General features: G+C 44.5%; 18 protein-coding genes. 16 read left to right on the plus strand and 2 right to left on the minus strand.

Translation table 11 applies throughout. The features are described from left to right. Positions 1-72: 72 nt before the first annotated feature. Entirely contained in the window at positions 73-1008 is a 936-nt protein-coding gene (locus tag MKX60_RS23990; protein WP_076299134.1) for a hypothetical protein, read from the minus strand. Between the two features lie 104 nt (positions 1009-1112). Between MKX60_RS23990 and MKX60_RS23995 the strand changes: the two genes are divergently transcribed. Then, entirely contained in the window at positions 1113-1406 is a 294-nt protein-coding gene (locus tag MKX60_RS23995) for a hypothetical protein (protein WP_341061220.1), read from the plus strand. A gap of 41 nt (positions 1407-1447) precedes the next feature. Here the strand turns inward: MKX60_RS23995 and MKX60_RS24000 are convergent, their stop codons facing one another. Then, a complete protein-coding gene (locus tag MKX60_RS24000; RefSeq protein ID WP_341061221.1) occupies positions 1448-3358 on the minus strand; it encodes a family 20 glycosylhydrolase in 1911 nt (636 codons plus the stop codon). A gap of 84 nt (positions 3359-3442) precedes the next feature. Between MKX60_RS24000 and MKX60_RS24005 the strand changes: the two genes are divergently transcribed. From MKX60_RS24005 to MKX60_RS24075, 15 genes are all read left to right on the plus strand, one after another. Then, positions 3443-4297, plus strand: coding sequence for an AraC family transcriptional regulator (locus MKX60_RS24005; RefSeq protein ID WP_076283894.1), 855 nt, complete (start codon positions 3443-3445; stop codon positions 4295-4297). Between the two features lie 316 nt (positions 4298-4613). After that, complete coding sequence (locus MKX60_RS24010; protein WP_042185158.1) at positions 4614-6260, plus strand: sensor histidine kinase; 1647 nt, start codon at positions 4614-4616, stop codon at positions 6258-6260. A gap of 25 nt (positions 6261-6285) precedes the next feature. Next, positions 6286-6921 carry a response regulator gene (locus MKX60_RS24015; protein ID WP_042185164.1) on the plus strand — a complete coding sequence of 212 codons (636 nt, stop codon included), beginning with the start codon at positions 6286-6288 and terminating at the stop codon, positions 6919-6921. A gap of 265 nt (positions 6922-7186) precedes the next feature. Continuing rightward, positions 7187-7927, plus strand: coding sequence for a YveK family protein (locus tag MKX60_RS24020; RefSeq protein WP_076283895.1), 741 nt, complete (start codon positions 7187-7189; stop codon positions 7925-7927). Further along, entirely contained in the window at positions 7911-8552 is a 642-nt protein-coding gene (locus MKX60_RS24025; RefSeq protein ID WP_042185169.1) for a CpsD/CapB family tyrosine-protein kinase, read from the plus strand. The genes MKX60_RS24020 and MKX60_RS24025 overlap by 17 nt, the downstream gene beginning before the upstream one ends. A gap of 149 nt (positions 8553-8701) precedes the next feature. Further along, positions 8702-9592, plus strand: a complete 891-nt coding sequence (galU, locus tag MKX60_RS24030; protein WP_042185171.1) for a UTP--glucose-1-phosphate uridylyltransferase GalU — start codon at positions 8702-8704, stop codon at positions 9590-9592. Between the two features lie 30 nt (positions 9593-9622). Beyond that, positions 9623-10315 (plus strand): sugar transferase, encoded by a 693-nt coding sequence (locus MKX60_RS24035; protein WP_042124430.1) that lies wholly within the window; start codon positions 9623-9625, stop codon positions 10313-10315. Between the two features lie 25 nt (positions 10316-10340). Beyond that, positions 10341-11276, plus strand: a complete 936-nt coding sequence (locus MKX60_RS24040) for a glycosyltransferase (protein WP_076283896.1) — start codon at positions 10341-10343, stop codon at positions 11274-11276. Positions 11277-11285: 9 nt separating this feature from the next. Next, a complete protein-coding gene (locus MKX60_RS24045) occupies positions 11286-12632 on the plus strand; it encodes an O-antigen ligase family protein (RefSeq protein WP_076283897.1) in 1347 nt (448 codons plus the stop codon). Next, positions 12629-13402 (plus strand): WecB/TagA/CpsF family glycosyltransferase, encoded by a 774-nt coding sequence (locus tag MKX60_RS24050; RefSeq protein ID WP_042124436.1) that lies wholly within the window; start codon positions 12629-12631, stop codon positions 13400-13402. The genes MKX60_RS24045 and MKX60_RS24050 overlap by 4 nt, the downstream gene beginning before the upstream one ends. Beyond that, entirely contained in the window at positions 13399-14877 is a 1479-nt protein-coding gene (locus MKX60_RS24055; protein WP_076283898.1) for an O-antigen ligase family protein, read from the plus strand. Before MKX60_RS24050 ends, MKX60_RS24055 begins: the two co-directional genes overlap by 4 nt. After that, complete coding sequence (locus MKX60_RS24060; protein WP_076129264.1) at positions 14843-16228, plus strand: oligosaccharide flippase family protein; 1386 nt, start codon at positions 14843-14845, stop codon at positions 16226-16228. Before MKX60_RS24055 ends, MKX60_RS24060 begins: the two co-directional genes overlap by 35 nt. A gap of 26 nt (positions 16229-16254) precedes the next feature. Further along, a complete protein-coding gene (locus tag MKX60_RS24065; protein ID WP_076283899.1) occupies positions 16255-17112 on the plus strand; it encodes a glycosyltransferase family 2 protein in 858 nt (285 codons plus the stop codon). Then, complete coding sequence (locus MKX60_RS24070) at positions 17099-18286, plus strand: glycosyltransferase family 4 protein (RefSeq protein WP_042185181.1); 1188 nt, start codon at positions 17099-17101, stop codon at positions 18284-18286. Before MKX60_RS24065 ends, MKX60_RS24070 begins: the two co-directional genes overlap by 14 nt. Beyond that, positions 18286-19425 carry a glycosyltransferase family 4 protein gene (locus tag MKX60_RS24075; RefSeq protein WP_076283901.1) on the plus strand — a complete coding sequence of 380 codons (1140 nt, stop codon included), beginning with the start codon at positions 18286-18288 and terminating at the stop codon, positions 19423-19425. The genes MKX60_RS24070 and MKX60_RS24075 overlap by 1 nt, the downstream gene beginning before the upstream one ends. The last annotated feature ends 59 nt before the right edge of the window (positions 19426-19484 follow it).

Consider the following 19484-nt stretch of genomic DNA (forward strand, 5'->3'; position numbering starts at 1 on the left):
TATATATTTACCTTTAATAATATAACATAGCAATTGTGCTAAATCTATTCTTTTTATTACAAAATAATAGATTTATTGTATATTTTTTGACAAAAAATAAAACAAGCCTCCACCTTGTAAAAGCTGCTTTTCTGCTTCGATAGAATCTGAGATCTGTTGTAAGTTCGTCACCAACATGGAGTGGAATGCTAGGAGATGAGGTATATCTAAGCTGGAAGCCATTACTTTGCGATGCGTATCCTGCGCTAGCTCAGCATAGGTACGTAGTCCGTTTGCTGTAAACAGAAAGAATTCGACCTCTTTTGATGTGAGTGTGGTTGCTTTATCAGTGGATAGATAGCTTCGTGTGAGTGAGAGGAGACAATTATAGCTGCCTTCTGATAAATCTTCGTTCCAGTCTTCATAGTCGTCAAGCATTTGCAGTGTAAGTAGAACAGAGTCGATCATTTCCTCAGACTGCGGTACAAGAGAATCCTTACCAGATAGCAGAAGGGCAGCAGTACTGGATAGTTTGAGCGGACTGGCTTTATAAGGGATCTTGATCCGATCATTAAGAAAATAATCACTGGTGGTTTCATTACTAACACTGTCTGCCCATTGAGCGATATAACGATTGAACGATGTCCAGAAAGAGGAGTCATTCGGAAATAAAAGTCTGTAGATATTCAAAAATTCAACATAGAGTAGGTTCGCTAAAGGTAATCTTTCGTATGTAGAGGATTCTTTGCTGTCCATCAGGTCATCCTGTATGAAAAAATATAGCATGAAGAAGACATTGCCCATCGACATTTGACGGGTAATTTCTGCTGAGAGCCCACAGCTTTTCTGAAGCCAAAAGGGCAATAGATAACATATGTAATTTTTGTGGCTTTCCGCATTGAATACGTTAAAATGTTCAAGATAGGACATGCCTTGTGAATTTAGAGGCTCAGGAAATTCGGAGATAATCTTTCTACTTTCTTGAAATACTAAGCTGAGTTCTTTTTCGTAATCATTTAGCCAATCCATTGCATCCCTCCTACAATAAAATTGCAAAAAAACTGGTTCTTTCGCCCTGATTATATCCTTCTCTTTATTCCATTACAACTAAAATTTAGGAGGTTTAAGGACGAATGGAGTGTTATACTTTTGGACAAATGCTTATGACTATTCGAATGGGGCAAAAGGCTGAAACGCCAGACGGCCGCATTGTGATGCGTACCTCTGCGGGACTTATTTGGACCAATGGGATATTGAATGAAAAAACAGTAGAAATCAAAGATTATTTGTTCTCTGATCTGTGGCAAATCTATGAGGATGAGGAAAGCATGAAAGAGGGAATCGGCAGAGAAAAGCATGAAAAGCGGGAGCGGGAAATGCTTGAAAATCAATATGAAGAGCTGCGCATAGCGAGTCGGAAACATTAAATTCAACGTTCGACTCGCCAATTGCAGCTAGGATGAGGAAATTACTTCGATTTCAATGCTTCGTATTGACCTCTAAGACGTAGAAGTCTCCAAATACTTTGATCTAAGCCACCGAGTCGGTTGCGCTCGGTCCACAATAGACGATATTGATGAAGTAGAACATTCAAATCATTGATTTGCTCCGTAATCAGATTAGGGTCAATCGAATCTGGCGCGGATGCCAGCTGCAGTTTAATTCTTCCAAGCTGCACAGCGTGCTTCACAAAATGGATTCCGTTACTCAGTTCCTTAAGAACAAGATCAGCATCATCACATTGAAGATCAAGCCCCGAGAGACGTGCCTCGATAGAGAGCATGTATTCTTCGAGATTGTTGAAATGCTCTTCGGTAAGTTTCTCTACAATTAACAAATTGTCGAGATTAGTACGAAGAAGCAGGGACATTTCCGTATCATTTGAACGAATAATCTCGGATTCAAGCTGATAGTAATTGCCGAGATCAAGGAGTAGTTGACCAATACCCTCGGAACGATCCGCGAAGATGAATGTATTTAAATATTTTGCAGTGTCTACATCTAGATTGTTATCTACATTCCAGGAAAGCGCAGCACCATAAACATATCCAGTGTAGCTGATTGGGAGATGCTGCCAATGCCCGTGATCACCCCAATCGGTAATGAGATAGCCGATAGAACCATTATTTTTGCCATGAATAGCTGCACTACGCAGATTGGCAAACATATTGTCGCTGCGCCCTGTAATGGAGTTCCATGAGCTGGTACCTGGGCAGACATAGAAAGGAATGCCTGCTTCACGGAATTTTAGGGTATCCGACTCAAAAGGATGTTCCGCACTGTAACCCCATTCCATAGCAATAATATCTTTAGGCAGGTGAGGGATCAGTTCGGGATGTTGGATAATAATATCGCCCCAGAATTGCATCGTCTTGCCGCGTTTCGTAACAAGCTCATAAATCTTCTGAAGAAAAGATAAATAGATCTGACCTTTGCCTTGTGATTCAGCCAGCGCTTTGCTTTTGCCAAGACCAAGCTCATACGTCTCATCACAGCCTACATTAAATTGATTAGAGGAGAAGTAAGGAAGCAGATCATCGAACATTTTTTCTAGCAGAGGGAGCACGGCAGGATCTTCGGTATCAAACGTACCGGGATGCATGAATAGTCCTTCTGGATATACATCTCCCATGTACAATTCCTTGGGAAGCATAAATCCCTCTGGAATTTCGGCTAAAGCATTGAATTCAGGACGGGAAAGCCAGCCTTCCATATGTCCAAAGCTGTTCTGGTTTGGAACAAGCTCAATATAACGCGCCTTACAGTAGGCATCTAGAAGCAAGATTTCCTCTCCTGTGATTGGAGTCTCAAGCTCCCACACTTGAGGGAAAGATTCGTACGCGAACGGCGTACCTTCTATATATAGCTGAAGCTGGTTCATCTTCAGATCGGCCATAAGGTCAATGATTCGGTACAAGGTTTCTTGCTTTGGAATTTTATTGCGGCTGATATCAACGGTTATCCCTCTAGCTCCAAAATCAGGTTCATCGCGAATATGCAGATGAGGAATAGATCTGCCGCTTTGTTCAATGATTTGTTTCAGAGTGGCTACTGCGTAGAAGGCACCGGCAGGTGAGCTATAGGAGACAACGATACCGTTCTGATCAACAACTATTTCGTATGCCTGCTCAGATAATGACGGCACATAGCTAAAGATACAAGCGGATACGACCGTTGGACGTGTGCCAATAGATAAGGTCAAATGAAGATTTAAGGCTTGTTTAATCACAGCTTGCAGCTTTTGTGCAGCAGGCATTGAACTTTCCTCTCCCGTACTAGGAAGCACAATGCTTCCGCTTATTGGGAAACGGTATGAGTCCTGTGACAATGTGATTTCACGCGGATTAGGCAGAAGCAGTAGTGTAGAATGATTAAGCATAGCGTGGACACCTCTTATTCATGTAGAATATGATCAACTTCACAATAACCTTATCACTACTAAACAGAGGGGGGAATGTCTATAATGTCCAAGCGCATGGATTATATGATCAGTCCATATCCAATACGAATTATTGATCCGAAGGTTGAGTCCTCTAAGCTGAAGCTTAAAAATATTAGAGTAGGACAAGCCGGCCATTTGCCTGGAAGAACGTTATTCCGTTCAGGCGTAGTTTTTGAACACTGGGCTATTGTTTACATAGTATCTGGTGGTGGCACCTATATGGAGACTTCGGGGAAAGAACAGCAGGTGCGTGAAGGCAGCTTATTCTTTTTTCGCCCAGGATACAGTTACAATTTCGGTCCACCACCTGGAGGGAGCTGGGATGAATATTATATTAATTTTAATGGGACACGTGTATCGGAATGGCTAGAGTCGGGTCTAATCGCTGGCGGGAATGTGTTCCAAGCGAATTCGATCATGGGTCTTTCGACCTTATTTGAAGAGGTACTACAACGAATGGAGAGTGGAGAACCTGCAGATGCGGATCGGGCCGCACTACTCGTTGAAAGGATGCTATTGGAGTGTTCTTTTATAATAGAAGAAAAAAGTTGGAATGCTCAGGCAGATTATATGCGTCAGATTCGGGAGGACCTGAATTTATGCATTTATGGTGAAATGGACCTAGAGCAAATTGCGGCAAAACATCATATCTCGATGTCTACCCTTCGTCGTCTTGTTCGGCGTAGTAGCGGGTATCCGCTTCATGAATATATTCACCGTCTTAAAATGGCTGAGGCCAAAAAGCTGCTTCTAAATACCCCATTACAAGTAAAAGAAATATCGGGCATGCTTCATTATAATGATCCATTCTATTTTTCACGTTTATTTAAAAAATATATGGGGATTGCGCCACAGCTTTGTCGTAGTAACATTTAAATCGACATCATACTACTAGAGTCCCAATGTGAATTGTTATAATTATATAATTGTTGTCGTTTTATGAGATATGTTAAAAATTATGGATTAATATTACATAAATACGTTAGTTCTTTATAACTATAGTGGATAAAATTACAAATTTTAGGTATAAAATCTTCTAAAAAAATAATAAATTTTTTGTAACTATTTTTCAAATGGAAGCGCAAACATGGGAAATGTCAGCTTGTTATTGTGATTTTTCTCATGTATGATGCTTTTATCGAGCACAGTACAATCTCGCATTTTCCAAAAAACTGGAGAATAGGGTGGTGGGATGAAAATCAAACCAACTGCAGAAGACAAACTGATTGAGTATTACAGGTACTTCTCTTTGTCCCTCACATCGCTCATGTATCTTCTAGATAAAACGGGACCTTCCGTAATTTATAAATCCCTTGTTATTGCCATACTCTTTCTGTTTGCACAAACGTTCTCATTTTTTTATCGGAGGTTACGAAGCAGGCCAAAGACTCTCGTCCTGGCTGTTAGTATTGAGATGGTGGGAATTATTGCATTGACTTTGTTTACCGGTGGGTACGAGAGTTCCTTTAGGCTCTATGTGCTAAACCCTGTATTGATTGCTGCAGGCTCATTGTCCATTTATTTTGGATGGTCGCTGCTTTTAAGTTACATCAGTATTTTTGCGGTGCTCTGTTATTTTTTTATCAATTCTGCGAACAAAACTTTTTTGGAAATTGTATTTGTAAATGGGAATCTGTTTCTAACACTGGTACTTACGGTTATAATAATGCAGATCGTTAATCGGATGAAGCGGCAACGTGAAGAATCGAATGCTCGCACGAAAGAGACGATGGAGCATATCAAATCGCTGTACCATATCGTGGAAACCTCAAGCCAACATGATTTCATGAATATCGGTCAAGTGATCACCGATTATGTTGTTAAGCTAACGAAGCTAGATAAGGCTTTGTTTTGGTTCGCCAAGAAAAGCGGAGAACCAGCACCGCAGAGCAGGCAGACCGGCTGGCAGCAGGAAGAGGAACAGTTCTTATTCTCAGAACTGGGAAAACATGAACATGAATGGAGATTGCAGCGAGAGCCTATTTTTAGAAATCTTCCGGGATTAGGAGATTTCCTGCTGATGCCTGTACGGATGAGCACCCGATTTGTAGGGATGATTGGACTCAAGCTGGAGTCTACAGAGGGGCTGGAAGGCCGCAGATGGTATATTCAACAATTGATATTCTTATCTGAGCTAAGTGCGAATATTCTTGAAAGGCATGAGCTTGGTGTGATTGAGAACCGGTTGATCATCACGAACGAACAGAACCGGATTGCGGATGAAATGCACGACAGTGTATCCCAGAGCCTTTTTGGTATTGTGTATGCGACGCATTCGCTGAAGGAATCGTGGAAGAGAATGTCAGATCATGAGCTAGAAGAACAAATTGAGCTTATTCATGACTCTGCTACAAAGGTTGCTAAAGAACTGCGGATCACGATCTACAGTCTTAGCTCCAAGAAGAGTGGCGGGCCTACATGGCTCGGTATGGTAAGATCACATTTGAAGAGCTTATCCAGATTAAATGATGTTGATATTGAATTAAAAATAACGGGAGATGATTTCAGTCTCCCTTATCCTTACCACAAGGCGCTTTTTCGAATTATCTCCGAAGCCACTGGTAATGCCATCAGGCATGGTGCTGCCAGTCGAGTGGATGTAGAACTGTCTCTGAAGCCGACTTGGATTCGATTATTGATTTGTGATAATGGTGTTGGTTTTGATACTGATTTGTTATGGATTGAATCCGAAGATAGTGCGAGTGGGCTTGGCATGAAGAATATGCAATATTTGACGCAGTCGCTAGGTGGCGACTTCCAGCTGTCCAGTAATGAAAATATGGGAACGAGAATCTTGATTTCCATTCCTGTGGGTGTAGCTGAATTAAAGAATGCATAAACTTTAGGGCGGGAGGTCGTTTCTAATGAAAATCGTCATTGTAGATGATCATCCTCTAGTTAGAAGAGGGCTGGCATCCGTTATTTCGATGCAACCGAATGTGAAGTTTGCTGGAGAGGCGACGAACGGCCAAGAAGCACTTCTTGTGATTGAGGAGACGCAGCCTGACCTTGTACTCATTGATCTTAAGCTAGCGGATGAATCAGGACTTGATGTCATCAAGAAAGCGCGTGCTCGTGGAATCGTTAGTAAGTTTATTCTGCTGACATCATCTGCAAGCAGAGAGGATTTTCTGAAAGCTGAGGAAGTGCTGGTAGACGGATATGTACTGAAAGAGGCATTGCCAGAAGAGTTACTATTTGCTATCCAGTTGGTCCATAAAGGAAGAAAGTATTATGATCCTGGTCTGATGGAAGATAAGATGCGAATGAGTGAAAGCAGTCCGACAGATGAATTGACCCCGAAAGAGAAGGAAGTCTTAATCGAACTAGGACAGGGCGCTTGCAACAGAGAAATTGCCTCACGTCTTTTTATTAGTGAATTTACAGTGAAAAAGCATGTCAGTCAGATTTTAGCGAAATTACAGGTGGCAGATCGTACACAGGCAGCGCTTTACGCAAATGCTGTCGGATTGACCAAATATGAAATGTCTTATGAGTGAAAGTTGAACTAATTTATAAGCATTGTACATAAACACGGACTCGATGTCCGTGTTTTTTTGTGCGTCAAAACTTAAATTAGCCCTAAATATGGCGCTAAAGTATACCTCACCCCCCTCTTAAGGAGTACAACGTCTTACTCCAAAGTGAAGAGGAAAGTGATGATATGAGCCATGTGGCGAATGGTGTGGATTGATAGAATTAAAGCAACAACTGAAACTTTCATGAATGCTTTCAGAATGTAATTTTAGCGGAAGGAGGGTTACTGTGGAAAAGACGATTCTGGATTACATTAACCTGATTAAAAAAAGGTTTTGGCTCATCATGGTGTTCGTTTTGATCTCCTGTGCTACGACTTACTACGTTAGTAAAAACTTCGTTGAACCCGTCTATTCCGCTTCCGGACAGCTGCTTGTCAACAATATTGCCAAGGCTCCCGAGAGCAACAATCTTAACGATTTGAGCTTTAGCCTGAATTTAATTGAGAGTTACAAGGAAATTATGAAATCACCGACCATCATGAAAAGCGTAATAGAAAATCACCCGGAGTTTGGTCTGACGGCTGATGAACTAAGTCAGAAGCTTGAGATTAAAACTTCAGAGAAGAGCCAGGTGATCAACCTCAATGTTCAGGATGAAAACTACACCAAAGCTGCCGGGATCGTAAATGCGGTTTCGCAGACATTCATTCGTGAATTGCCATCGCTGATGAGGGTAGACAATGTGACCTTGCTGACACCGGCCGATCCGACTGATGTTCCAGGGCCCTCGAACGGCGGGTTTGCGATGAATCTCATCATCAGCTTTGTTGTATCGCTTATGGCAGCCCTAGGAATTATTTTGCTGATGGAAACTCTTAACGGCACATTAAGGTCTGAAAAGGAAGCGGAATATGACCTTGGTCTTCCGGTAATTGCTTCGATCGCAACCATTCGTAAACGCGATTTGGGTAAGGCAGCAGGCGGCAACACAAGAGTGAAGGAGGGTGCTTATGTTGCGGCTAAATAAGAGTCTGGTTACGGATGTTAATCCATCCTCGCATATCTCGGAATCGTTCCGATCGCTACGCACATATATACGCCAGCTTGGAATAGCGCAGGGTAGCGGAGGAAAAGTGCTACTCTTTACGTCAGCAGAAGCTGGAGCAGGCAAGACGACGATTTTGTCAAATCTAGCGGTGTCTTTCGTCCAGGATGGCAAGAAGGTAGCGGTGGTGGACTGCAATCTGCGACATCCCGGTCTTCATACAGTGTTTGAAGTAGAGGGTAGTGACGGGCTTGCGGCTTATTTAAGTGGGCAAGAGGAAGCGGATAACATCGCTGTCCTCGGAAATTTGGCCAATCTTTCGGTCATCCCTGCGGGTAAAACGCATGTTAGTCCGCCGGATTTGCTAGGTAACCCTAAAATGACCGCTTTGCTCGAGGAACTAAAAGAAAACTACGATCTGATCCTGCTGGATTCTCCTTCGGCAGTCGACTTCAGTGATGCTCGGATATTGGCACCTCAAGCGGATGGTGTGATCCTGGTGGCCAGATACGGAAAGTCCAAACGGGAATCGATTCGCAAAGCTAAGACGCTGCTTGAACAAACCGGCTCCAATCTAATCGGAATTGCCATGAACCAGGCGAAGTAAATGTTTATGCTTTCGAAGTAAGTTTTGCTCGAAGTCAAATCATTGAAGCTAATGCTCACAAAACTTAAGTTTATGCTTTCGAAGTGAGTTTTGTACGAAGTCAAATCATTGAAGCTAATGCTCACAAAACTTTTAGGAGGTAAAGTGCGATGAAAAAGGTAAAAAAAGTAATCATACCCGCGGCAGGACTAGGTACGCGCTTTCTTCCTGCAACGAAAGCCATGCCTAAAGAAATGCTTCCGATTATCAATAAACCAACCATTCAATACATTGTTGAGGAGGCTATTGCTTCCGGTATTGAAGATATCATCATTGTTACTGGTAAAGGTAAAAGAGCCATTGAGGATCATTTTGACAATGCGTTTGAGCTCGAGTCTAGGCTTCTGGAAGATGGAAAGCTGGATCTGCTTAAAGAGGTTCAGCGTTCAGCCAAGGTAGAAATTCACTATATCCGCCAGAAAGAACCGAAGGGTCTGGGGCATGCCGTATGGTGTGCTAGACGGTTTATCGGAGATGAGCCATTCGGTGTCATGTTAGGCGATGATATCGTCACAGGAGCTGTACCTTGCCTTAAGCAGCTGATCGATCAATATGAAGAAACACAAAACTCGGTTATCGGAGTTCAAGAGATTCCTGATGAATTCACGAATCGCTACGGTATTATTGAACCGGATTTGCAGGACGGTAAATTGTATCGGGTTAACAATTTTGTAGAGAAGCCGCCACTAGGTACTGCGCCTTCCAATCTGGCAATCATGGGTCGTTATGTGTTTACTCCGAAGATCTTTAAGTATCTCGATTTGATGGAAGAAGGCGCTGGCGGAGAGATCCAGTTGACAGATGCCATTCAAAAGCTGAATCAGAGCGAACGGGTATATGCCTATAATTTTGACGGAACAAGATATGATGTCGGCGAGCGACTTGGATATATTTTGACAACACTTGAATTTGCACTGCAGAGCGAAGATTTGCGCTATCCGGTGATGGATGCAATGGCGGAATGGCTGAATAAAATGGGACAAACCAGCTTGAGTAGTTAAGTTGAGTTCGCAAAATTTTAGATGAGGAGGATGAGCATGCAAAAACTGCCGGAAGACTACGAGGCGGTCCTGCCGAAACTTTACATGCTGCATACCGATGAGAGAAGGAAAGAAGCGGAGTCCTATTTGATAATGAAACGGATGATCGATATCTTTTTTTCCGCTCTTGGTCTTCTCGTGTTAATGCCATTATTTGTTGTCGTGGCGATTCTGATCAAGCTGGAGGATCCGAAAGGAAAGGTGTTCTTTCGGCAAAACCGGGTTGGGAAGAATGAAAAGCAATTCCCGATGTATAAGTTCAGATCCATGGTTAGTAACGCTGAGGAGTTAAAAGAAAACCTGATGGCCTATAACGAAGTGAGCGGTGCCATGTTCAAGATTAAGAACGATCCGCGGATCACACAGATAGGGAGATTCCTGCGCAAGACGAGCATCGATGAGCTGCCTCAGCTGTGGAATGTGCTGATAGGTCAAATGAGTCTGGTCGGTCCTCGTCCTCCGCTGCCTGAAGAGGTGGCTCAGTATACGGAATATGACAAACAGCGTTTGACGGTTACACCAGGCTGTACCGGATATTGGCAAGTAAATGCCCGAAACAGTGTCGGCTTCGACGAAATGGTACAGCTGGACTTAACCTACATCCATATTCGGAGCACCATGCTGGATCTAAAAATCATTGCTAAAACCGGACTGATGTTACTCGGTTCAAAAGATGCTTATTAATAATGTGGAAATTAGGTGAATGCCGATGCGTGAATACGGAGACGTTCCTAAGCTTTCCATTATCATCTGTACCTACAACAGAGCACCTTTATTGATCAAGACGCTTCAGTCACTTTTAAAGCTGGATCACTTAGAGCAGGCGGAGATCATTGTTGTGGATAACTGTTCCAAGGATGATACTGAAGCTTGCGTCAAAAAGTTTATAGGAAAGCATGGAGCTGATGTGGATATCCGCTACATGATGGAGCCGATGCAGGGGCTTTCAGCGGCTAGAAATACAGGAATTCTGGCTTCCAAATCGCCGCTGATTGCCTTTCTCGATGATGATGCGATACCTTGCCAGCGTTGGATAACAACGATTGTCAGTACTTTCGAGAGTAAACCGGAGGTCATGGCTATGGGAGGCAAAATCGCTCCGATATTCGAAAGTAAACGTCCGGACTGGTTGATTAAACCCTTTGAGCTTCCGTATACGATTGTTGATTTAGGTAGCCGGATTAAGGAATATCCCAAGCAACTTCATCCTTGTGGGGCCAATATGGCGATGCGGAAGCTCGTATTCGACATCAGTCTTTTTCCCCTGGATCTCGGAAGAAAGGGTGATTCTCTACTCTCCGGTGAAGAGACCTGGTTATTCGGACAGATTCAAAAAGAAGGGCATTCCATCCTCTATCATCCGGAAATGGCAGTTGACCATTTCGTTCCGGCGGCCCGTTTGACGGAAGACTGGATTATGAGGCGCTATTATAGCCAAGGTATTTCTAACGCTATGAAAAGCGAAGGGTTAAAAGGCAAGCTAATTCTAGTGGGAAAGACAGCCGCTAAGCTCGTGTATATCCTGGCTGATTCTATCCTCTCAAGAAGTAAAGGAAGAAGGCTTTTGAACAAATGCAGGCTGGAGAGTATTCGTGGAACGCTTCATATGATTCTCAATCGGGAGAGGCATTCCGCAGCGGGGTGAGGGATTAACATGACAAATTTTGAGTGGGGCTCCAAATTAAATGTTTTGCCATACGGGATGCTCTATCTCATGTCGGCCCTGTTCTTTGGAACGGCGGTCATCTACCAGCCGATGATTGCGATAGCTGCCGTGCTTCTGATTATTTTGCTGGGAATCTCGATTTCACGGCCTGAACTGATCAGTTATTTCGTTCTAATTACGACGGCAATATCGATTAATTTTTTATATGATGGCAGCATGTTCGGAATGGAGATACTGTCACTTTATAAATTGGTTATCGTGATGCTGCTTGTTCCTTGTATTCTGGTCAATGGTTTGCGGTTTCGTCTGAGTCACCCCTTGTGGGCAATGGTAGCGCTGCTGGTGATTACCTTTGGATCTTCGATCTGGCTGCCGGAAATGACCTCATCCATTGCAGTTAAAGCTTTTATCGGTCTATCCATTCCATTCGTATTTTTATTAATCAACTGGAAAAAGAATGTAGCCGAGCTGCAAATCAAAATTATCTGTATGCTTCCCCTTGTTAGTGTAGTGGTTGGTTTATTGCTGCAGCTTGCGCATGTTCATAATTTTCTCAACATCGAGTATACAGGCGCTGTACGGATTCAGGGGGCTAATATTCCTGCGCATCTAGCAATGCTGGCCTTTATGGGAGTAGCGATTCCATTTATTGAGGTGAAGCGGAATCCGCAGCAAGCACGCTTTTTCTATATCATGTTAATTCTAAATTTTTTTATCTTGATTGGAACAGGAACAAGAGGGCCTATATTGGCACTTGGACTTACCGTTCTCTATTACTTCTATGATATTCTTCGTCAATATTTGAAGGGCAGAACCTATCTGCTAATTCCGTTGTTGGGTGCATTTTTCCTAATTGTAGTCGCTGTCTTTTGGCAGCTCGATAATTTTGAGAAACGTTCCTTTGAGAGACAGACAGATACGGCTGTTGATTTATCAGGAAGGTCGGAGGCATGGGAGTATTTCTTAAACAAGGCTGCGGACTCTCCTTGGTCTGGTAGAGGGCTTGGTGCAGTGACGGTAGCAAATGATGGAACATTGTACAAAGGTTTTGTGGTTCCGCACAACGAGTATATCCGCTTTTACTTCGATGGGGGATATATTGGCGCTATTCTGTTGATGTTCTCTTTATTGGCTGTGTTTATTCTGGTGTACAGAGCATTGGCTTCACCGATCAAACCTTATTATCTGTTATTTATTGCAGCGTTTTTAATCTACTCATTCTCCGATAACACGCTGTCGACGGTCCAATTTATTATTCCGTTCTGTTGGTACCTGAACTGCCTGTATCGATCTTCACAGCCAACCGATTCCCCACAAAAAGAAGTGATACGATGAATCAAGTGAATATGTTCGATGTCAATTTTGATAACTATGATTTCATGGATTTGCTTGATTACATTGATAAAACCATTCAGGAGAGGAATCAGTCTTATATCCTCACTTGCAATGTAGATCATGTGATCAAGCTTCGTAAGGATAAAGAATTTCAAACGGTATATTCGAAGGCAGGCGCAGTTGTTGCTGACGGAATGCCACTGATCTGGGCATCCAAAATGCTAGGCAAGCCGCTTAAGCAGAAGGTATCCGGCGCGGATCTATTTAATCGATTGGGCAACGCCTTTGAGCAAAGGAAGTACCGGCTGTTCTTCTTAGGCTCAGCTGAAGGCGTGGCGGAACGGGCAGCAATGAATCTAAAAACAGCGCATCCCGGAATAAATGTGGTTGGCTGTTATTCTCCATCCTATGGATTCGAGCACAATGAGGAGGAGAATGAACGCATTATAGAAATGCTGACAGAGTGCCAGCCAGATATCGTGTTTGTTGGTGTAGGAGCGCCTAAGCAGGAAAAGTGGATTTATCGCCACTATACCTCTTATCAAGCTCCGATATCGATCGGAGTGGGAGCGACCTTTGATTTTCTGTCAGGCTCAGTGAAACGAGCACCTAGCTTCATGCAAAAAACAGGGTTCGAATGGTTCTGGCGGCTTAGCCAGGAGCCGGGCCGGCTCTGGAAAAGATATCTTGTGGACGATGCACAATTTCTACTTTTATTACTTAAGGAACTGCGTAAGCGGGATAAGGTGAAGGAAGGAGGCTTGGAATGAGTGTATTTACGCCCCCATCACTTAGGTTCATCAAGACAGTTGGATTAATAGGGGGGACTGCTGCTGTAGGTGTCTCTCTTCCGCTGATCATCGGCTTCTCCAGTGCGATGCTGAGTTCATCGAACAGTCTGCAGGGAGCCATTCTCTCAGCCATCCTATTCCCAGCTTTCTTGTTAGCCGTACTTAGACCGAAAATGCTGGTTGCTTATACCTTGCTAATCTGGGCCGTAGCTCCAGAGCTGCGCCGCATTGCTGACTGGTCAGAAGGAGTGTATCACTCTGTATCCTTGCTGAGTTTAGCTCCCTTGTTAACCGGTGTAACCTTGATCATTCCGCTGCTGAAGGAGATTCATAATATTCAAAAAGCCTCCACGCGGATCATGTTAATGTTCGCAGTTGCGCTGGGTTATGGTGCTTTAATCGGTTTGGCTAAGAATGGCATGGGCTCAGTTTATGACTTAGCGAATTATATTGTGCCACTGCTGTTATTACCGTACTTTGCCGTTACGAAGTTCAAGCCGAAGGATATCGATCGATTGCTTACCGCTTTTGCCAATATTGCAGTAATAGTTGCCATTTACGGGATTATTCAGTATTTGACGGTGCCACCTTGGGATGTGTTCTGGATGAAACATGCGGACATGATGTCCATCGGAAATCCATATCCATTGGAAATTCGAGTGTTCTCTACGTTGAATTCGCCCGGACCGGCTGCAACCTTCTTAGCGTTTGCTTTAGTTCCGATGATACTGGAGAAAAAATGGCGGGGAACATTGCGCTGGATCGGCGTGCTGCTGGTTGTAATCTGCCTGCTGACTACTTTAGTACGCGCGGCATGGCTGATTCTTCTGGTGATGTTGCTCATGTACATTGGAACCTCTCCCTCTAAGGGAAAATGGAAAACCTTGATCCAATTAGTTTTTGTGGCTGCTGCGTTGTTCTGGGTTGTGCCGAAATTGCCTGGTGCCGAAGGACTGGTTGCTCGGGTAGAGACACTTTCTTCTGTTCAAGAAGATCACTCTTATAATGAACGGCTAAGCTTATGGCAAAACATGCTGCCGATGGTCGCCGCCAATCCAGTAGGTCAGGGAATTGGTAGTGTAGGCCAAGGGACTAAGCTTGGTAATGACGGCGAGCTTGGAGAGTACGGAATTATGGATAACGGAGTTATCGCCTTACTGCTTACCTTTGGTATTCTGGGTGCTGTTTTCTTCTTCGGAGCTTTAGGCGCAGTTGTCAAACAGATATTCGCTAGAGTAATCAGCAGGGACCAATTGCAGCCATACGCCCGACTTGCTCTTGCTACTTGGACCGGTGCGATAGTCAGTTTGGTATCAGATAATGGGTTTCCCGGACTCAAGGGATACTTAATCTGGATGCTGATCGGTCTTGGCCTCAGCGCAAGGGAGATCACACAAAGTAGAAGGAAGGGAACACCGTATGCAGCAGTTGAATGCAAAATCTCTCCCCGCTAGAACAATCTGGTCATCTTTTAGATTGTTCGCGAAGAGTAAGGACAACAGCTCGGCAGCCGTGAAGACAATGTTTGTCAGTGTCATGATCCTACTGATTAACATGTTAACGGGTGTACTAACCGCCCGTTATCTTGGACCGACAGGACGTGGGGAACAGACGGCAATGATTAACTGGTCACAGTTTCTGGCCTTTAGCATGAGCTTTGGGATTCCATCAGCTCTCATCTATAACGCTAAGAAAAACCCAGAGGATGCCGGAGTGCTTTATCGTATGGCATTGCTGCTCGGTACCATTTTTGGGGTCATAGCGATGATTATAGGTATCGTGGTCTTGCCTTATTGGCTGAAATCCTTCAGTCCGGAGGTCGTGACCTTTGCTCAGTGGTCTATGATTCTGTGTCCGATTATAGTGATCTCCCAAATTAACAATGCAGCTTTTCAATTCAGAGGTGAATACAAGAGGTTTAATTGGATTCGCTATCTAGTGCCGTTGCTTACACTGACGATGATCGGGATATTGATCGCGCTGGATCAGATGAATCCATTTACAACTGCAGTTGCCTATCTTCTTCCTGGAGCGCCGCTGTTTATCGGAATGACGATTTCCTTGCTTCGCACCTATAAGGTGAAGATGAGAGGGGCCTATCAGAATTTAAAAAGATTGTTCACTTACGGGCTGGGTTCCTACGGCAATGACTTGCTTGGCAATTTCTCTACCTATATCGATCAGATCGTAATTGCCGGTTTGTTAAGACCTGCTGATTTGGGGCTGTATGTAGTGGCTGTGAGTCTATCGCGGATGGTTAATTTTTTCTCAAGCTCGATTACGATCGTCTTGTTTCCTAAGGCTTCTGAGCTGTCCAAAGAACAGGCAGTTGAGTTAACATTCAAAGCCTTTCGAATAAGTACGACCTTCACCATGCTTGGCGGAGTATTCCTGATGCTCTTAGCCCCTTTAGTAATTCCGTTGATGTACGGCAAAGACTTCAATGCGGCATTAACCGTGTTTCGCTTATTGCTCCTTGAAGTGACCATTAGCGGAGGGACGATCATTCTGGCGCAGGCCTTTATGGCGTTAGGCAAGCCAAAAGTGGTTTCGATGCTTCAAGGTTTCGGCTTACTTTTGGTTATCCCAATGTTGTTCCTGCTCATTCCTAAATTTGGCTTACTCGGAGCAGGGATAGCGATGCTGTCATCAGCAATCCTGCGATTCTTCTTCATTGTTCTCAATATAAAGTACACCTTAAAAGTTAAACTACCCCGGCTGCTCATTACCCGGGAGGACATCCAGTGGATGAAGACGACGATGAATTCTTACATTCGCAAGAAACCGATGGATATGAATGGATAATGCGAAAGACAAAGGAGGAAACCTTCATGGATTCAGTAAAAAGCGTGGTAGGCGGCCAAAACAATTATCCAATATCGGCTGTCATCATCGCTCAGGATGACGAAGTTCGAATATCTAAGGCCATACAATCCTGCAGGTTATTCGCCGACGAGGTGATTGTGATTGACGGAGGCAGCAAAGACGGGACAGTTCAGCTTTCCGAAAGCTTGAATTGTCGTGTATACGTCAACCCATGGCCCGGATATGCGAAACAGAGGGAGTTCGGAGTAGAACGCGCGGTTCATGATTGGGTCTTCCTTATTGATACTGACGAAGTGGTCAGCGACGAGTTGGCCGCAAGTATTCTTGAACTGAAACCGGGGCTTATGGATCAATCGGTTGCCTATTCTATCTACCGGATCGGTGATTTTATGGGCAGATGGCTGGATCGTGGCGAATATCTAGTGCGCCTTTACAACCGCAAAGCGTATGGAATTCGAAACAGCTTGGTGCACGAGATGCCCGAGGTCTCTGAAGAGCGAACCATACGTTTGACAGGAACCCTCTGGCATTATGGTTACCGCAGTATTAACGATCATGTGGCACGTTTCAATAAGTATACTGACTTGGAAGCTGAAAGTGCGTATGCCAAGGGCAAACGATTTCGGGTCAGTCATCTGCTGTTAAGACCACCAGCCCGTTTCCTGCAAAAGTATTTCTTACACGGTTTGTTCAAGAAGGGAATGTCAGGTTTCGGTGTATCCGTATTCTGGGTCATGTATGAATTCATGGTCGGCTTCAAGCATTACGAATTAATTAGATCGGGAAAGCTGACTCAGCACAATGCGAAGACGAGTCAGACCGAGAAGGAGAATAAAGGAGAGAGAAGCTATGCCGTACAGTGACGGATTGAACATTATGACGACAGGCCTTAGCTGGCCGTCGCTACAGCCGGGTGGGCTTAACACGTATTTCAAATCCGTTTGCGAGCAACTCTCCTCACGTAATCGGGTGCATGCGCTGATTTGCAGTCAAGAAACGCCTGCTACCCCTGAGGAATTGATTATTCACAATGCCGGAGATCCAAAAGATGGGATCTGGAAACGTAAGGATGCTTTCCAGCGTAAGGCGGCCGATCTGATGGGAGAGGGCAGTGGCCGTATAGATATTTTATACACTCACTTTGCTCCTTATGGTATTGGTCCAGCACTGGAAGCAAAGAAACGCGGGATTCCTGTAGTGATGACTTTTCATGGCCCATGGAATGAAGAAATGAAAATCGAAGGTCAAGGCATTAAGCACCGGGTCAAAACAACCATCGCCAAATCCATTGAACATAGAGCCTATAAACTAGCGGATAAGTTCATCGTGCTTAGTGAGACGTTCCGGGATATTCTCCATAAGCTGCACGGAGTGCCTCTACACAAAATTATAGTGATTCCAGGAGCAGCTAATGTGGAACGTTTTATCCCCGCTACGAATCGATTGGCGATTCGCCGAAGCTTAAATTTACCTGAGGGAGCAACAACCGTGCTGACTGTCCGACGGTTGGTCAACCGGATGGGACTACTACAGCTGCTTGAAGCCTGGAAGCAAGTTGCGGAGCGTTTCCCGAATGCAATTCTGCTGATTGGTGGTAAAGGGCCGTTGCGGGGAGAACTGGAAGAAAAGATCGCCGACTATGGCTTAAGCAATAAGGTAAGACTGCTAGGCTACATTCCCGATCATGAGCTAGCCTCTTATTATCAGGCAGCGGATATGTTCGTGGTTCCCTCACAGGCATTGGAGGGCTTTGGTTTAATTACCGTTGAAGCTTTATCTTCAGGATTGCCAGTGATGGCTACACCGATTGGCGGCAATAAGGAAATTTTGCAAGGCTTCCGGCCGGAGTTGCTATTTAAGAGTTCAAGTAGCGACCACATGGCCGAAGGCATGATCCATATGCTCAGCAATCGAAAGCTGCTTCCGAGCCGGGATGAATGTAGAGAGCATGTACTGGAGAGATATACCTGGGAGCATGTTACGGATCAAGTAGAATCCGTGTTCCTGCAAGCCTTAGGAGAGGAGGTGACCACGTAATGCTTAGAGTGGCCTATATAGATCACACTGCTAAATGGAGTGGTGGAGAAGTTGCCCTGTTTAACATCCTTACCCATATTGGAGAACAGATCGATCCACTGGTAATTCTGGCTGAGGATGGTGCGCTGGCTGAACGGCTACGTGAAAAAGGGATGGATGTCCGTATTATTCCGCTGGATGAGAGCATCAGAAGTCGTGGTAGAAATGCAGTCAACTTGGGAGCACCTGCTGCAGCCTTCAAGCTGTTGGCTTATGGCCGCAAGCTTGCGCCGCTTTTAAAAGCGGAGAAGGTAGATTGCGTGCACACCAATTCCCTGAAATCTGCATTATACGGAGCCATCGCTGCAAAAATAGCGGGCGTTCCATTGATTTGGCACATCCGGGATCATATTGGGGCCCCTTATTTAAAGCCTATCGTTGCCAAAGGCATTCGTTTGCTGTCGCGCCTGCTCCCCAATGGAGTCATCGCGAATTCACATTCTACACTGAATGCTTTGGAGCTGCCGCGATCGAAAAAAACGCTGGTCGTATACTCCGCATTCGCTAAAGCGATTGGTAATGGGATCGGCATGCGGGACCAGAAGGATTTCAACGTATTGCTAGTTGGTCGATTGGCGCATTGGAAGGGTCAGCATATTGTGCTGGAAGCCGCAAAAAGCTTTAAGAACGAACCTCGTGTGAAGTTCTGGCTGGCCGGAGACGCTCTGTTTGGAGAAGAGGCTTATAAGCAGGAATTGCTTCAAAAGATAACAAACGACGAGCTTACTAATGTAAGCATGCTAGGGCATGTGGATGATATTCAAGGCCTTATGAATACTGCTGATTTACTGATTCACACTTCGGTAACTCCTGAGCCTTTTGGCCAAGTTATCGTTGAAGGAATGGCAGCGGGATTACCGGTGATCGCCTCCAATGAAGGCGGGCCGGTAGAAATTGTAGTTCAAGGTGAGACAGGACTACTGATAGAGCCTGGTGACGCGGCGATACTGGCAGACTCCATTAAATGGATGCTGGATCACCCAGAGGAAAGACGGCGGATGGCGGACAATGGGATGAAACGAGTGAAAGAGCATTTTGTTATCGAGAATACGGTCAAGGACATCGTTGACTACTATAAAGGTTTGTTGGCGGGCACCTGACAGATGATATGACGCGGTAATTCTGAAGATGATGCTCCATAAAACTTTGAGGATGATTC

The organism is Paenibacillus sp. FSL R5-0914, assembly GCF_038004525.1.
Lineage (GTDB): Bacteria > Bacillota > Bacilli > Paenibacillales > Paenibacillaceae > Paenibacillus_AQ.

Bases quoted from the DNA above. Each gene is read 5' to 3' on its own strand.
- MKX60_RS24065 (WP_076283899.1), top strand. From the start codon at position 16,255: ATGGATTCAGTAAAAAGCGTGGTAGGCGGCCAAAACAATTATCCAATA.
- MKX60_RS24025 (WP_042185169.1), top strand. From the start codon at position 7,911: ATGTTGCGGCTAAATAAGAGTCTGGTTACGGATGTTAATCCATCCTCG.
- MKX60_RS24035 (WP_042124430.1), top strand. From the start codon at position 9,623: ATGAGCATGCAAAAACTGCCGGAAGACTACGAGGCGGTCCTGCCGAAA.
- galU (WP_042185171.1), top strand. From the start codon at position 8,702: ATGAAAAAGGTAAAAAAAGTAATCATACCCGCGGCAGGACTAGGTACG.
- MKX60_RS23990 (WP_076299134.1), bottom strand. From the start codon at position 1,008: ATGGATTGGCTAAATGATTACGAAAAAGAACTCAGCTTAGTATTTCAA.
- MKX60_RS23995 (WP_341061220.1), top strand. From the start codon at position 1,113: ATGGAGTGTTATACTTTTGGACAAATGCTTATGACTATTCGAATGGGG.
- MKX60_RS24075 (WP_076283901.1), top strand. From the start codon at position 18,286: ATGCTTAGAGTGGCCTATATAGATCACACTGCTAAATGGAGTGGTGGA.
- MKX60_RS24055 (WP_076283898.1), top strand. From the start codon at position 13,399: ATGAGTGTATTTACGCCCCCATCACTTAGGTTCATCAAGACAGTTGGA.
- MKX60_RS24010 (WP_042185158.1), top strand. From the start codon at position 4,614: ATGAAAATCAAACCAACTGCAGAAGACAAACTGATTGAGTATTACAGG.
- MKX60_RS24040 (WP_076283896.1), top strand. From the start codon at position 10,341: ATGCGTGAATACGGAGACGTTCCTAAGCTTTCCATTATCATCTGTACC.
- MKX60_RS24015 (WP_042185164.1), top strand. From the start codon at position 6,286: ATGAAAATCGTCATTGTAGATGATCATCCTCTAGTTAGAAGAGGGCTG.
- MKX60_RS24000 (WP_341061221.1), bottom strand. From the start codon at position 3,358: ATGCTTAATCATTCTACACTACTGCTTCTGCCTAATCCGCGTGAAATC.
- MKX60_RS24070 (WP_042185181.1), top strand. From the start codon at position 17,099: ATGCCGTACAGTGACGGATTGAACATTATGACGACAGGCCTTAGCTGG.
- MKX60_RS24050 (WP_042124436.1), top strand. From the start codon at position 12,629: ATGAATCAAGTGAATATGTTCGATGTCAATTTTGATAACTATGATTTC.
- MKX60_RS24060 (WP_076129264.1), top strand. From the start codon at position 14,843: ATGCAGCAGTTGAATGCAAAATCTCTCCCCGCTAGAACAATCTGGTCA.
- MKX60_RS24005 (WP_076283894.1), top strand. From the start codon at position 3,443: ATGTCCAAGCGCATGGATTATATGATCAGTCCATATCCAATACGAATT.
- MKX60_RS24045 (WP_076283897.1), top strand. From the start codon at position 11,286: ATGACAAATTTTGAGTGGGGCTCCAAATTAAATGTTTTGCCATACGGG.